This window comes from Roseateles sp. GW821-FHT02E12, assembly GCF_059421665.1.
The window spans coordinates 1,622,139-1,636,893 of sequence record NZ_JBWKVK010000001.1; the positions used below are offsets into that span (position 1 = coordinate 1,622,139).

Annotated in this window: 13 protein-coding genes; 9 read left to right on the top strand and 4 right to left on the bottom strand. The window is 67.0% G+C overall.

Annotation, left to right across the window (positions count from 1 at the left end):
* Positions 1-65 precede the first annotated feature (65 nt).
* Genes AC07V5_RS07785 through AC07V5_RS07795 form a run of 3 tightly spaced genes read left to right on the top strand, consistent with a single transcriptional unit; the run spans position 66 to position 4,661 of the window.
* The gene (locus AC07V5_RS07785; protein WP_495115067.1) at positions 66-2,909 is read left to right on the top strand and encodes a peroxidase family protein; all 2,844 of its coding nucleotides are present in this window, start codon (positions 66-68) and stop codon (positions 2,907-2,909) included.
* Positions 2,910-2,924: 15 nt separating this feature from the next.
* A complete protein-coding gene (locus AC07V5_RS07790) occupies positions 2,925-3,161 on the top strand; it encodes a DUF1653 domain-containing protein (RefSeq protein ID WP_495115068.1) in 237 nt (78 codons plus the stop codon).
* A 30-nt stretch (positions 3,162-3,191) separates the two neighbouring features.
* Complete coding sequence (locus AC07V5_RS07795) at positions 3,192-4,661, top strand: C13 family peptidase (RefSeq protein WP_495115069.1); 1,470 nt, start codon at positions 3,192-3,194, stop codon at positions 4,659-4,661.
* Here the strand turns inward: AC07V5_RS07795 and AC07V5_RS07800 are convergent, their stop codons facing one another.
* Entirely contained in the window at positions 4,662-5,261 is a 600-nt protein-coding gene (locus AC07V5_RS07800; protein ID WP_495115070.1) for a twin-arginine translocation signal domain-containing protein, read from the bottom strand.
* 86 nt (positions 5,262-5,347) lie between these two features.
* Between AC07V5_RS07800 and AC07V5_RS07805 the strand changes: the two genes are divergently transcribed.
* The 5 genes from AC07V5_RS07805 to AC07V5_RS07825 all read left to right on the top strand — a co-directional run bounded on the left by AC07V5_RS07805 (position 5,348) and on the right by AC07V5_RS07825 (position 8,182).
* Entirely contained in the window at positions 5,348-6,322 is a 975-nt protein-coding gene (locus tag AC07V5_RS07805) for a helix-turn-helix transcriptional regulator (RefSeq protein ID WP_495115071.1), read from the top strand.
* A gap of 112 nt (positions 6,323-6,434) precedes the next feature.
* Positions 6,435-6,926 (top strand): GNAT family N-acetyltransferase, encoded by a 492-nt coding sequence (locus AC07V5_RS07810; RefSeq protein ID WP_495115072.1) that lies wholly within the window; start codon positions 6,435-6,437, stop codon positions 6,924-6,926.
* Between the two features lie 19 nt (positions 6,927-6,945).
* A complete protein-coding gene (locus AC07V5_RS07815) occupies positions 6,946-7,353 on the top strand; it encodes a DoxX family protein (RefSeq protein ID WP_495115073.1) in 408 nt (135 codons plus the stop codon).
* Between the two features lie 15 nt (positions 7,354-7,368).
* Entirely contained in the window at positions 7,369-7,653 is a 285-nt protein-coding gene (locus AC07V5_RS07820; protein WP_495115074.1) for a hypothetical protein, read from the top strand.
* Positions 7,654-7,729: 76 nt separating this feature from the next.
* The gene (locus tag AC07V5_RS07825; RefSeq protein ID WP_495115075.1) at positions 7,730-8,182 is read left to right on the top strand and encodes a GNAT family N-acetyltransferase; all 453 of its coding nucleotides are present in this window, start codon (positions 7,730-7,732) and stop codon (positions 8,180-8,182) included.
* On the opposite strand, the gene AC07V5_RS07830 is transcribed toward AC07V5_RS07825, so the two are convergent.
* From AC07V5_RS07830 to AC07V5_RS07840, 3 genes are read right to left on the bottom strand one after another with little or no spacing between them, the layout of a single operon-like run.
* Complete coding sequence (locus tag AC07V5_RS07830) at positions 8,179-8,784, bottom strand: M15 family metallopeptidase (RefSeq protein WP_495115076.1); 606 nt, start codon at positions 8,782-8,784, stop codon at positions 8,179-8,181. The two genes, AC07V5_RS07825 and AC07V5_RS07830, sit on opposite strands and share 4 nt — an antisense overlap.
* On the bottom strand, positions 8,781-9,680 hold the full coding sequence (locus AC07V5_RS07835; protein ID WP_495115077.1) for a LysR family transcriptional regulator: 900 nt from the start codon (positions 9,678-9,680) through the stop codon (positions 8,781-8,783). The genes AC07V5_RS07830 and AC07V5_RS07835 overlap by 4 nt, the downstream gene beginning before the upstream one ends.
* The gene (locus tag AC07V5_RS07840) at positions 9,677-11,260 is read right to left on the bottom strand and encodes an ABC transporter substrate-binding protein (RefSeq protein WP_495115078.1); all 1,584 of its coding nucleotides are present in this window, start codon (positions 11,258-11,260) and stop codon (positions 9,677-9,679) included. Before AC07V5_RS07840 ends, AC07V5_RS07835 begins: the two co-directional genes overlap by 4 nt.
* A gap of 230 nt (positions 11,261-11,490) precedes the next feature.
* Here AC07V5_RS07840 and AC07V5_RS07845 point away from each other — a divergent pair, with 230 nt between their 5' ends.
* Complete coding sequence (locus tag AC07V5_RS07845; protein ID WP_495115079.1) at positions 11,491-14,748, top strand: hypothetical protein; 3,258 nt, start codon at positions 11,491-11,493, stop codon at positions 14,746-14,748.
* Positions 14,749-14,755 lie beyond the last annotated feature (7 nt).

A 14,755-nucleotide genomic window follows, 5' to 3' on the forward strand; every position in this document is an offset into this window, starting at 1 on the left:
TTGACGCTGCGGCCGTGCCCTCGCTATGTTGCGCGGTGACCCAAGAACAAGATGAGGACAACCGCATGACACATCGCTTCACCTGGCTGCTCGCACCGCTTCTGTTGCTGGCCGGCTGCATCAGCACCACACCGCAGTCCAGCCTGGACGACACCAAGAACTGCACTGCCATGGTGGCCGGGGGCTTTCGCAAGGTGGCCGACGAGCGCGGCGAGCGCTTCAACGGCAAGGTGGGCGAGGCCGTGGCCCGCTGCCGCGGCAGCGACCGCGCCGCGGCTTTCCGCCAAACGCCTTACGTCGACTGGGCCAACTACTGGGCCACGGGCGACAGCGCCTCGCTGCTGCCGGGCACGAGTGGCGTCGGCAGCCATCTCGGGCCCAACGGGCGCGGTGTCGACGGTGCGCTGCTGGACCTGGAATACCAGCGCATGGAGCTGATCAAGTTCAACCTCTTCGACAACTCCGGCAGCTTTGCCGACTACGCCACGGGCCGCGACGGCGTGGCGGGTGCGTCCATCAAGACCTGGCCCTCGATGCGGCTGCCGGCCGACTCGCCCTTGTACGCCGCGGTGGGCGGCGACGGCGCGCAGCTCTGCCAGGGCGAGCTGATCCGCTGGCGCCAGCTCAGCGGTGTCTGCAACGACATCCGCAACCCGAAGATGGGCTCGACCGGCGCGCTGTTCGCACGCAACGTGCAGTTCGAGGCCACTTACCCCGACATCAGCGACGACCAGCTCGCCCGCAACCGCCATGGCGACCGGCTCTCGCTGCTGCAGCCCGACCCCCAGCTCATCAGCCGCAAGCTCTTCACGCGCGCCCAGAGCGACCCGGCCAAGTGCCGCGACGGCCAGGGCCTGCCCGGCAATTCGGTTGACGCGAACTGCGACTACCAGAAGGCGCCGTTCTTCAACGTGCTGGCGGCGTTCTGGATCCAGTTCATGACGCACGACTGGTTCTCGCACATGGAGGAGGGCCGCAATGCGCCGCAGTGGATGTCTGTCGGCTGCTCGGGCGACGCCGCCAAGCTCGGTTGCCGGCCCGATGACCGCATCGACCGTGCCTTCGTTGCCGACGGCAATGCGCCGCCGCGCTACACGGCGGCCGACGGCACCAAGCCACTGGCGCGAGCCTTCCGCACGCATGCCAACAACAACACGGCCTGGTGGGACGCCTCGCAGATCTACGGCTACAACGCGGTCTCGCGTCAGCGCGTGAAGCGCGACCCGGCCGACCCGGCCCGGCTGCTGCTGCAACCCGGTGCCCGCGGCGGCGCCGGCGAAGCCCTGGGCCAGTTGCCCGTCTTCGCGGCGGGCGACCCCATCCTGCCGCAGTGGGCCGGCCAGGGGGCGGCAGCCTTCCCGGACAACTGGAGCATCGGTGTCGGGTTCTACCAGACGGTGTTCTCGCGCGAGCACAACGCCTTCGTCGCCGAGTTCCGCCGCCGCGCGGCCGCCACGCCGGATGCCGACTCGGGCCTGCGCGACCCGGCGCAGCCCGGCGCCGTCATCCGCTACCGCGATGTGTCGGCCGACGTGCTCTTCGAGGTGGGCCGTCTCGTCGTTGCCGCCGAGATCGCCAAGATCCACACCATCGAGTGGACGACGCAGCTGCTCTACGACGAGCCGCTCTACCTCGGCATGAACGCCAACTGGGGCGGCTTGTTCGAAGGCCACCCCTTCGTCGAGAACGCGCTTGAAGCCATCGTCGTGCAGAACTTCGGCAAGAGCACCGACGCCAAGAAGGCCGGCCAGTGGTACTCGGCGTTGGCCTCGGGGCCGGGCATCTTTGGCCTGGGCGCACGGGTCTACACCAGCGACCGCCTCTTCGCCCGCCACGACGCGACGAAGGACGACATCTGGAGCCTCGCCAACCCCGATCACGTGAACGGTGGCGTCAACCACTTCGGCTCGCCCTTCAACTTCCCCGAGGAGTTCGTCAGCGTCTACCGCCTGCATTCGCTGGTGCCTGACCTCATCGAGCTGCGCCACTGGGACGCCGACCCCAATCGCATCGCCGCCAAGGTGCCGGTCATCGAGACCTTCCGCGGCAAGGCCACCGGCGCGCTGAACGAGCAGGGCGCCGCCGACTGGGCGCTGTCCATGGGCCGCCAGCGCCTGGGCCTGCTGACGCTGGGCAACACGCCGGCCTTCCTGCAGAACCTATCCATCCCGCGGCTGCAGTCCACCACCGGCAAGATCGACGTCGCGGCGCTGGACATCATCCGCGACCGCGAGCACGGCGTGCCGCGCTTCAACGAGTTCCGCCGGCAATACGGGCTGCGCCAGCTGACGAGCTTCGACGATTTCATCGACGCCCGCCTGGCCCAAGGCTCGCCCGAGCGCCTGCGCCAGCAGAAGGTCATCAACGAGCTGCGCGGCGTCTACGGCCAGCACAAGTGCGACGCGAAGAAGGTCATCACCGCCGCGCAGAAGAACCTCGACGGCAGCCCCATCAACGACTGCCTGGGTAAGCCCGATGGCAGCCTGGTGGACAACATCGAGGACGTGGACACCGTGGTGGGGTGGCTGTCCGAGTTCACGCGGCCGCATGGCTATGCGATCTCGGAGACGCAGTTCCAGGTCTTCATCCTGAACGCGTCGCGCCGCCTGTTCAGCGACCGCTTCTTCACCAGCAGCTTCCGCCCCGAGTTCTACGGCCACCTCGGCATCGAATGGCTGCTGAACAACGGCCCGAGCGGCAAGCAGTTCGAGGCGAAGGAGAGCAACGGCCATCGCATCGAGGTCTCGCCCTTCAAGCGGGTGCTGCTGCGCACGGTGCCTGAACTCAGCGCCGAGCTGGCCCATGTGACGAACGCCTTCGACCCCTGGGCACGTGACCGTGGCGAGTACTACGGCCTGGGCTGGCAGCCGCGCAAGGGTGCGGAGAGTGACCCGGCCTTCAAGCCCTGAGGTGAAATCGGGGGCATGAGCGAATCCGACCTGCCCCCGCTGCCTTCCATCGCCCCCGGCCGCTACCGCCACTACAAGGGCGGCGAGTACGAGGTGCTTCATGTAGCCCGCCACAGCGAGACGCTGGAGGTCGTGGTGGTCTACCGGCCGCTGTACAACGACAGTGGATGGTGGGTGAGGCCTTTCGAGATGTTCACTGGCACGCTGGAGGTTGACGGCGTCGTCAGGCCGCGCTTTGAGCGCATGAGCTAGAGACGATGGCCGGCAGATTCGGGTGTGGCGATGAATGAAGATGATCGGGCGCTGCAAGCGCCTGAAGACGCGCCGTTGCTGGCGGCCGCAGCGCTGGACGACGGCGCGCCCGCACGAGGCGGTGCGTCATGGCTACGCGAAGCTGCGCGCGTGCTGGCGTTCCGCGCGCCGCGCTGGGAGGGCCTTGAGGCCTCGCCGGCGACGGTCGCAGCGCCTATCCTGGCGGGCTATCTGCTGCAGTTCATTGCTCAGCGCGTGATGATGCAGGGCACGCCGATGCTGCTCTGGCAAGGCTTTCTCGCAGGCTGGGCGGGCATCGTCATCCTGGCCTGGTTGTGCTGGGTGGTTGCGAGGTCTGGCTCGGCGCGAGTGTCGGCGATGCCGGGGCCAGCCACGCTGTTTGCGCTGGTTTGCATTGCCGGGCTGATGCTCGGTCTGGTCTCCGGTGGCATCCTTCTCGGGATGCGCGCCGCGCTCGATCCGTTCGAGCAATGGCCCCTGAGCCTGCAACTGACAGCATGGCTGCTGCCCTTGTGCTGGGCGGGCCTGACGCAGCTTGTGTTGCTGTGGCGGGCAGCGGGTTCCGGGCTGGCGCGTGGTGCTGCCCTGCTGCTGGTCCCGATCCCGCTGATGCTCAACGGCTGGCTCGCTCCGCCGACGTTCTGGTGGGCCGAGCCGCCGGCCAGTGCCAATGCCGATGCTGAGGTTGAACCCGAGACCGCGCTGCCATTGACCGACGAGACCCTGGGCAGGCAGGCGCAACTGATCACCGCGGCGTTGCAGGGCTTGCTGCCACCTCAGCAGGGCCGGGTCAATGTCTACGCGGCGACCTATGCGCCCAACGCGTCGGAAGACGTCTTCATGCGCGAGAGCGCCACCGTCGCCAAGACCATGCGCGAACGCTTTGGTGCGGACGGTCGCCTGGTGGAACTGGTGGCCAACCGTGCAACCAGCGATACGCTGCCCTGGGGCACCCCGGCCAATCTGCGCAAGACCATCAGCCGCATGGCCGCCGTGATGGACCGCGACCGGGACGTGCTCTTCCTGCATCTGACCTCGCACGGTGGTCGCGACGGCAAGCTGGCCAACGACACCTGGCCGCTGAAGACCGAGCCCGTCACGCCCGAGCTGCTCAAGCGTTGGCTGGACGAAGCCGGTGTGCGCTGGCGCGTGATCTCAGTGTCGGCCTGCTACTCCGGCAGCTGGATTGCTCCGCTGGCCGGTGACGGCACGCTGGTCATGACGGCGGCCGACGCCGAGCACACCTCCTACGGCTGTGGCAAACGCTCGGAGCTGACCTTCTTCGGCCGCGCGATGTACCAGGATGCGCTGCGCAAGACCTGGTCCTTCACCGAAGCGCATGCGTTCGCGCGCAAGCTCATTGAGGTGCGCGAGCAGGAGGCGGGCAAGAGCGACGGTTACTCCAACCCGCAGATCAGCGAGGGTGCGGGTATCCGAGGCGTGCTGGAGCGGCTGGGCGACGAGCGCCGCGCGCGGTGATCAGCCCACCCGCGTCCAGTCCATCGACCAGTCCATCACCCAGGTCTTGCCGTCGTCGCGCGAGGCGGCCTGCTGCCAGCGGCAGCTGGTGGGCGTGATGCGGTCCCAGACGCTGCGGTAGATGACGGGTTTGCCGTCTTCCTCGGACTGCTCCTGGAAGATGCCCGCGCCGCCCTCGAAGCTGCCGGGCAACCCTTGCGCGCCCAGTTCGCCCGAGGCGGCGTTGACCCAGAAGTCCGACCACTGCGCCTTCTTCACATCCAGCAGGCGCAGGCCCATGCCGCTGAACTGGCGCGCCGGGATGCGCAGCTCCTCGACGCTGCAGATGCCCGCCAGGATGGCGTGCACGGTGGCCTCGCCTTCGAAGACATCCCAGGCGCCCTGAGGACCACCACGGCGCTTGTGGTTGAGGATCTTCCAGCGCCCGGTCAGGAAGTCGAAGTCGCCGGGTTTGCCGGGCGTGCGCGTGGCGGGCAGCGTGCCGGTCATGGCCGGCCCGGGCACGGGCTCGGCAGGTGTTGCGGCGGCGGCGCTGCCTGCAATCGTCATGGCGGCAGCGGCCTGCAGCAACTGGCGGCGTTCGGGGTCGGGGGTGCTCATGTCTCGTCCTTGTGTTGGGGATGGCGGCATGTTGCGGTTCATAAGCTGACAATGCGCGTCATGTATTGCCGAGCCCCATCGACGACATGCGTGCCAGCCGACTGCTGTCCATCCTGATCCTGTTGCAGCTGCGCCCGCAGATCACGGCGCCGGCGCTGGCGCGCGAGTTCGAGGTGTCGGTACGCACCATCCTGCGCGACATCGACGAGCTGTCAGCCGCCGGCGTGCCCGTCTACGCCGAGCGCGGCCGTGGCGGCGGGTTCAGGCTGCGCGAGGGCTTCGCCACGCGGCTGAACGGTTTGCTCGGTGACGAGGCCCAGGCGCTGCCGCTGCTGGGCCTGCCAGGCGCGGCCAGCGAGCTGGGCCTGGGGGGAGCGTCGCAGCGGCTGCGGCTCAAGCTGCAGTCGGCGCTGCCTGGCGAGTCCGCGGCGCTGGCCGGCCGCTTGCAGGCGCGGCTGCATGTGGACCCGCTGGACTGGTATCAGGGCGGCGAGCCGGCCGCTCATCTGCCGGCGCTGGCGCAGGCGGTGCTGGAGTGCCGCCGTGTCGAGCTGGACTATCTGAGCTGGAAGGGCGAGCGCCACTGGAAGGCCGAACCCCTGGGCCTGGTGCTCAAGGGTGGCAGCTGGTATGCCGTCGCGCGAGCCGGCGCGCGCACGCTGACGCTGAAGGTGGCCAACATCCAGTCGTTCAGCGTGAGTGAAGAGGTGTTCGAGCGCCCAGCCGACTTCGACCTGTCGACCTGGTGGCAGGCCTCGTTGCAGCGCTTCGAGCGCGATCTGCGACCCGAGGTCGCGGTCATTCGCATCACCGCCGAGGGTCGCCGACGGCTGGCCGAGAAGGGCAGCTACGCGGCACAGGCCGTGGCGGCTGCGGTGCCAGAAAAGCCGCCCGGGCCGCAGCGTTGGGCCAGGCTCAAGCTACCCATCGAGAGCGTGGACCAGGCGGCGCGGCTGGTGTTGTCGCTGGCGCCCGAGGCTGAAGCCATGGGGCCTGCGGCGGTGAGGGCGCGGGTGGCGGAGTGGGCTGGCGACTTGGCGCGGCGCCATGCAGGCGCTTAGGCCGTCGCCGTCCGCCGATGAAGAACTTGTCACTTCACGCCGCTTTGCCGATGTTTCATTGGCATAGTCGTTGCGGCAGTGACTGTCACCCTGGAACATGTCAGACCGCCCAATGCCGTTCGAAATCGCCCACATCACCGAAGCCCATGCCGAAGGCTTTCGCGCGTGTCTCGATGCCGTTGCGAGAGAAAACAGGTTCCTCGCCCAAACGGAAGCCTTGCCTCTGGAGCGCATCCAAGAGTTCGTTCGTGAGAGCGTCCAGAGCAACGCTGCGCAGTACGTTGCGCTGGACGGTTTGGCCGTCATAGGCTGGTGCGATGTGTTCCCGGGTTGGGCCGCGGCCGTGAAGCACTGTGGCTCGCTGGGAATGGGCGTTCTCTCTGCCTATCGAGGGCGGGGTATTGGCCGCCAACTCATGGCAGCCACACTGGCTCACGCGCGGCAAAGTGGCATCACGCGAATAGAACTCGAGGTTCGCGCAGACAACGTCAACGCGATCAGGCTCTATGAACGTACGGGGTTCGTCCACGAAGGTCGCAAGCGCAATGGCATGCGTTTCAACGGCGTCTACTTCGATTCACTGGCCATGGCGCTGACCTACTAGGTGAGCTAGCCCCTTTCACATGCCTGCACGTCATGCTGCTTTCTACGCCCCGCTCCTGCTGAGATCGGTACTCGGCCTGCTGTTCATCGCCCATCTGTATTGGAAGTTCGCTGTATTGCCGGGCGGCCTCCCCCAATGGTTGTCGAACTTTGCGGCCAACGGATACCCGTCGTTTGTGCCTTGGTACGTGCTCTCGGCGGAATTCGCGGGTGCGCTGTTGTTGATCCCGGGCGTCTTCACTCGATGGGTGAGTTTGTACGCCGTGCCCATGATGCTTGGCGCCACTCACTTTTGGGCGGTGCGCAAGGGATTCTGGTTTGTCGGCGCTGGCGCCGAGCTGCCTGCCGTATGGACTGCGATGCTTGTTCTCCAGGCAATGCTCGGTGACGGGCCATACGCATTCAAGGCAGGCAAAAATGCGGCCTGACCGTCGCTCGCATCAATGAAATCCTACGCAACCATCCCTTGCCGAGTTGTACGCATCCTCGGTCACCCTAACAGTGGGTGGTCGCCCGCAGATCCTGATGACGACAACGCGCTCGAGCTCGAGTTTCGATTCGAGATCACAGACGATGGAAACAAGAACTTCATGCTTGTCTACCATTCGCTGGATGGGCGCTATGCCGCCGATACCTGGCATGAAACCCTCGAGGAGGCCGTTGCCTGTGCGCAGGACGCCTATGACATCGCGCCATCGGAATGGGTGATGTCGGGGCCCATCGCCTGAGTGCGTGGGCCGGCCGTGACGTCAATCGGCGCGTCCAGCGAGTTATGCCTTCCCTACAAGCCATGGAGCCCTCTGCTTGACGAGCATCACCTTTGAATCTGCGAACCAGCCTGAGGTCATCGCCCTCATTGCCGAGCTGGACGCCTACCAGGACTCCCTCTACCCGCCCGAAAGCCGGCACGCGCTGGATTTGGCTTCGCTGACCCAGCCGAACGTGCTGTTCGCCGTGGCCCGGGATGCAGCGGGGCAGGCGGTTGGCTGTGGCGCCGTCGTGCTGAGCCCTGAGTTCGGTGAACTCAAGCGCATGTTCGTCAGCCCGCGGGCGCGTGGCCACGGCATCGCTCGGCGCCTGCTGGATCTGCTGGAGTCGGCGGCCGCGGCCCGGGGTTGCCGCACGGTGACGCTGGAGACGGGGCCTTACCAGCCCGAGGCCCTGGGCCTGTATGCCGTCTGCGGTTACGAGCGGCGTGGACCCTTCGGTGGCTATGCCGACGATCCCTTGAGCGTCTTCATGCAGAAATCGCTCTAGAGCACCCGCGGCAGATCCCGCCTGACCGCCACGCGGTCACCGAAGTCGAAGTGCCACCACTCAGTGGTGATGCCGTGGAAGCCCGCCTCGCGCATGGCCGCGCGCAGCCAGCCGCGCTCCACAAGGTGCTCGGGCGTCAGCGCGCCCAGCGCCAGGTGTTCGGCCTCGTGGTCGGGGTGGGAGGCCAGCGTCATCTCGTCAAAGCCCGACCCCATGTCGACCTCGCGGCCGGTGGGGTCGAGCAGGGTCAGGTCCACCGCCATGCCGAAGCTGTGGATGGAGCCGCGCTCGGGGTTGGCGAGGTACATCGTCAGCGGCGTGCCCTGCAGCTCGTCCCACAGGCGCTGTTGCACGCGCTGGGGGCGCAGCGCGTCCAGCACGAGCAGGCGGTAGCCGGGGCGGCGTGCGTGCAGCCAGGCGGCGGCGTGCTCGAGCGCGTCGGCGGCCTCGCGGCGCAGCCAGGCGCAGTCGATGCCGTCGTAAACGGCGTGGCCGACGAAGTTGTCGGCCGTGGCGTAGCGCAGGTCAGTGGCGATGCCGTGGCCGAGTGAAGCCAGGCGGCGGAAGTCGGCGTGCGAGGCGATGTCTTCGATCTGGATCACGGCAGTCGGGACAGGTGTTCGTGCGCGGCGGCGGTGATGAACTTGACGAGGCGGCGCGAGGCTTGGCCCAGCGGTGCGCTGGCGGCGCTGAGCAGGTAGAGCTGCACGGGCACGGCAGGTGCCAGCAGGCGCACGCGGACCTTGGTGGGGTCGGCGCTGGCGGCGGTGAAGGGGTCCACCAACGTCATGCCGACACCGGCCTCGACGAGGGCGCGCGCGAGCTGGTAGGTCTGCACGGTGATGCGGCTGGCCAGCGGCTGGCCCAACGCCTCGCCGGCGTGGTGCAGCAGGCCGGCGAGCGGGTCGTCGCTCTGCAGGCCGACGATCTCGGTGCGGATGTCGGCCAGGCCCAGCGGCCCCTCGCCCTTGGCTTCGGGGCTGGCGTGCGGGCACAGGGCCACCATGGTGCCGCTGGCGATGACCTCGGCCTTGATGCCGGGGTGGCGGGGGTCCTGCAGCGACAGGGCGAGGTCCGCCTCGCCGAGCAGCAAGGCGGAGACGATCTCGCGCGTGTGGTGCGTGGCCAGCGAGCAGTGGGCGTTGGGGTAGGCCTTGCACCAGGGCGTCATGGCGGCCGGCACGATGGCCATCGCCAGGGCCGGCGTGGCAACGAGGCGCACCTGCTCGCTCTCGCCGCTCTTCAGGTTGGCCGCGAGCCGGCGGATGCCGACGAGGTCGCGGTTGAGCTTGTCGATCTCGACGAAGAGGCGCTGGGCCTCGGGCGTCGGGTAGAGCTTGCCGCGCACGCGGTCGAACAGCGCCATGCCCAGTTGCAGCTCGCAGTGCTGCAGCACTTTGGTGACGGCCGGCTGCGAGATGTGCAGCAGCTGGGCGGCACCGCTGATGGTGCCGGCCTGCATGATGGCGTGGAAGACCTCAATGTGGCGAAGTCTCATTTCCGGTAGACGCCTTCGAAGTCCACCGAGCCGTTGGGCGCCATCTTGAAGCCGACGACGTCCTTGCGCACAGGGATGTAGATGGTGGAGTGCGCCATCGTGATCCACGGCCGCTCGTGCTTGAAGATCTCCTGCGCCTTCTCGTACAGCGCGATGCGCTTCTTCGGGTCGGGCGTGGCGCGGGCCTCGTCGATGAGCTTCTCGAACTCGGCGTTGCAGAACTTCACGCCGCCCTTGCTGGCCGCGCAGCTGAGGTTGGGCGTGAGGAAGTCGTCGGCGTCACCGGTCTCGCCGCTCCAGCCGCTCATGTAGACGTTGTGCTCGCCGTTGTTGGCGCGCTTGAGGTACTCGCCCCACTCGAAGGTCTTGATGCTGGCCTTCACGCCGATCTTGGCCCAGTCCTGCTGGATGAGCTGGGCCATCAGCTGGCCGTTGGGGTTGGTGGGGCGCTGCACCGGCAATGCCCACAGCTCGATCTCGAAGCCGTTGGGAAAGCCCGCCTTGGCCAGCAGCGCCTTGGCCTTGGCCGGGTCGAACTCGTTCTTCAGCTTCTTGTTGTAGCCGGGGATGGCCGGCGGGAAGGCGCTGACCGCCTGCGTCGCGTCGCCGCGCGGGAACAAGGCCTTGAAGATGGCGTCGCGGTCGACGGCGATGTCGAGCGCTTCGCGCACCTCGCGCTTGTCGGTGGGCGGCTTCTTCAGGTTGAAGCTCAGGTAGGAGATGTTCAGCGCCTGGATCTTCTCGACGCTGATGTTGGCGTTGCCCGCCAGCGAGGAGACGTCGACATCGCGCAGGGCTGCGGTCACATGGCATTCGCCGGCAGCGATCTTCTGCACGCGCACGTTGGGCTCGCGGCTGATGCTGAAGACCAGGGCCGTGGTGGGCTGCTTGCCGCCCCAGTAGTCCGGGTGCGCCTCCATGCGCAGCACGTCGTCCTTCGCATAACTTTTGAAGCGAAACGGCCCGGCGCCCACCGGCTGCACATTGATCTGTGAGGCCTTTCCGTCCTTCAACAGCTGGGCGGCGTACTCGGCGGACTGGATGCCCGCCCAGGCGAACGCGAAGTTTGCGACGAATGTCACATTCGGTTGACGAAGCCGGAAACGAATTGTGCGATCGTCGATCTTGTCGATGCCCTCGATCAATTTCGCCAGGCCGAGGTTCTGCGGGTAGATGAAGTTGGCCGGAAACGCCTTGTTGAAGGGGTGGTTGGGGTCGATGAAGCGGCTGAAGGTGAACAGCACGTCGTCGGCGTTGAAGTCGCGCGTGGGCTTGAACCAGGGAGTACTGTGGAACTTCACGCCCTCCCTCAACTTGAAGGTGAAGCTCCGGGCGTCAGGGGAGATTTCCCAGCTCGTGGCGAGCTTGGGCGCGAGTTCCGTGGTCGGCCGCTTGAAGCCAAGCAGGCCGTCGAACATCTGCGCGCTGACGGTATTGGTGCTAGCGCTGTCCCATAAACCGGGGTCAAAGCCTTCAGGGCTGGCGTCGGCGCAGTAAATCAGCGGCTTCCCCTGCGCCTGCGCTGCGGGTGCGGCGGCCAGCGCCAGAAGGGTCAACAGGGCCAGGGAGAAGGGCTTCATCGCGGGCGATTTCATAGGAGAGACAGGCTCGAATTGTTTGCAGCCGGGCCTGCCGCTGCAAGGGCTTGGGCGACCAAATGGCATAACCCAAACTTATACCCTCCGGCATCCCTAGCTCGTAACGTTTCGCGACGGGAACGTCAAACGAGCGCGTCAGAATCCGCTCCGCCGCTAGACCTCCCCCTAGTACCGAAATGCAGCGACGCCCCGCTGCAGAGGATTCCTTTGCCATGACCGACCCGAAGCGCCGCCAATTTCTTCAGTATTCCGCTGCCCTTGGCGGCACCATTCCTTTGGCCGGTTGCGGTGGCGGAGGTGGCGAAAGCGCTGCGGAGGCAACGCTTTCCGAGAGCGCGACCGCCAGTGCGGCGGCGATCAAGCTGCCCTCCACACCTATTACTGCGCCACCGCCGGCACCCGCACCGCCGCCTGCGCCGGCGCCTGCACCCGTCGTGGCGGGCCAGGCCTCCGGCCTTTTCACCGGTGCGATGCAGTTCAAACTGCTGGCCACCAAGAATCAAGCCAAGGCCCCCTTCTGCCTCGGTTTCGCATTCCGCCGCGGTGACATTCCGGCCGGCAGCACCGTCGGCGCCAGCATCAGCGATCTGCAGGTCATTTCACGCACGACCTGGCCCGACGGCTCCCTGAAGTTTGCCCAGCTGGCCGGTACTGCCGACCTGACGGCCAACACGCTGCTGACGGTTCGCCTGCGGCGCGTTGATAGCGCCGCCGCCAAGGTGAGCACGCCGCTGAGCCTGGCCGACCTGAAGAAGACCAACATCACCGCCGAGGTGGGTGCTGGCAGCCTTGGCACTGCTAGCTTTGGCGCGACCGACTGGGACGCGCCGCACACCACCTGGGCCAGCGGGCCGCAGATGTCCTCGTGGATTTTCCGCAAGCCCGTGGGCAGCGATGCCCACCTGGTGGCCTGGCTGGAAGTTCGGTTGTTCGCCGGCGGTGCCGTCGAAGTGCTGCCGTGGATCGAGAACGGCTACCTGACGGTGGCCGGCCCGATCAACAAGGCCGCGACCTACAGCTTCAAGCTCGGCAGCAGCCAGCGCTTCTCGGCCGCCATCGACCTGCCCCACCATTGCCGCACGCCACTGATCAGTGGCACGGCCCTGTCTTACTGGCTGAGCGACGACCCTGGCGTTACGCCCAAGCACGACCTGGCGTACCTGCAGGCGACCGAGCAGGTGCCGACCTACAGCGCCCGCGTGGCGCCCACGTCGGCCGTGGCCCAGACCTTGGTGACGAGCTTCACGCCGCTGGACAAGGCCAACATCGTCTATGACAGCGACAGCATGCGCTCGCCCGGCTACCAGGCGCCGATCGGCCTGCTGCCCCAGCATGACGCGCTGTACCTGACCTGCGACAGCAACACCGCCTACGGCGCCGTGGTGCGCAACGGCTTTGCCGCTGGCCGCTATCCGCTGCACTACCGCGACGAGAAGACGCAGCGGCCCCTGCGGTTCTCGCAGTACCCCTATCTCGTGCTGAACCAGAGCAACAGCGGCTTCTGGGATCAGGGTGGCTCGACACGTGGCCAATACACGCCCGTTCCGAAGGGAACGGCGCCGGTGGGTTGGGACTGCGCCCACAGCCCGGCGGTTGGCTACATGGCCTATCTGCTGACCGGCCGCTTCTATTTCATGGAACTGGTGCAGTTTGCGGCCACGTTCAACTACCTGGGCAAGGGCGACAACGACGTGCTGCGCAACGGCGCCCTGGGGCTGGTGCAGTCCTGCCTGGGTGCCTGGCAGGTTCGTGCGGCGGCCTGGCAATGGCGCGCGCTGGCCATGGCGCTGAACGTCACGCCCGACAGTGACGCCGCGCTGCGCGCGGAGTTCCTCAGCAGCGTCCAGTCCAACATCGACAACTTGCACTCCATCTACGTTGCCCAGCCCAACAACCCCTTCGGCTGGGTGGAGGGTGGCAACTACAACAGCAGCGGCCCTTATTTCGACGCACCCTGGATGCAGGACTTCGTCACGGCCGCCTGGGGCTTCTCGCTGAGCATGGGGCTGCCGGTTGCTGCCGCCACGGCGACCAAGCACGACGCCTTCTTCCGCTGGAAGGCACGCAGCGCCGTCATGCGCCTCGGCGCGGCCGGCAGCTTCTGGTATGTCAATGGCACGCCGTACACCATGAGCATCTCGCCGGTGTTCGCCCCTGACTTCAAGGGCGGCAAGGGCCCCTGGTATCCGAGCGATGCGGCCGTCTACGCAGGCAGCTACGCCAGCCCGCCGCCCTGGTTCGGCAAGGTCGAGGGTCAACTGGCCGGCGAAATCATGCCGGGCGAGCGTGCCATGTGGGGCAACCTGATCCCGGCGTTGAGCTATGCCGTGCGGCACGGCGTGACCGGTGCGGCCTCGGCCTACCAGCGGCTGATGTCCGCCAGCAACTTTCCGGCGCTGCGCGACGCATTCCATACGGCACCCGTGTGGTCGGTCGCGCCGGCACGGGTCACACCGGCTTGGATGGCAGGCAAGGCGGTCGGCGAATGGATCGAGATTCCCAACACCTCGGGTGCCGGCGGCGCTGCCATCAACGCCTTCAGCGGCATGGCCATCAACGACCTGACCAGCGAGATCATCATTGCAGCGGCCGGTGGCCACGGTGACTCGCCGGACAACCGAGTCGTTTCGCTCAGCCTTCTGGCGGATGCGCCGAGCTGGACTCAGCGTCTGGCAGCCAGCAAGGTCTACCTGCCCAACGTTTCCCACTACCCGGACGGACGGCCCTCGGCGCGGCACACCTACAGCTCGCTGTACTTCGTGCCGCAGCTCAACCGGCTGATGATGATCGGCGCGTACGGAACCTGGGGCACGGCCTGGGCCTTCCCCACGGTTGATGCCTTCAATCTCGATACCAACCAATGGGACGCGGCTCGCACCTTCCCGGACATCGCTGCTGGCTACTACGGTGCGGGGCAGATTCGTTCAACCGGCGAGATCATCTGCACGACGCTGAAGAAGTGGTCGCCCGTGGACCGCAAGCTCACCGATATCGTCACCAACATCCTTCCGGATCCGGGTTGGCGCTGGCCGGTTGCCCATGACTCTCGGCGCAACCAGGTCTTCAGCCTGCAGTGCGGAGACGGCCAGGGCTATGGCGACCATCTCGCCGCCACTCGCGCGTCGCTGGACGGCAACCAGCAGTTCGCCATCACCTTCAATGCGAGCGCTGCGTTCACCCAATGGCTGGCGGAGAAGCCGACCTACGCCGGCATGGACTACGACCCGGACGGCGACCGGTTCCTCTTCTACTCGGGTGTGGGCCCCGCAGCAGGTCGGATCTACGTCATCAAGCCCAACGACGGCAACGTCTGGGACATGAGCGTGCTGAGCGGCGGCAGCGTCAAGGTGGCGGCCTCGCCCGACGGTGGCCCTGGCGTCAACGGCCGCCTGCGTTATGTGCCGGCGTTGCGTGGATTCGTGCTGCTGGCCCGTGCCGGCGCCAATCTCTACTTCCTGCGTACGGCCTGAATCAGAA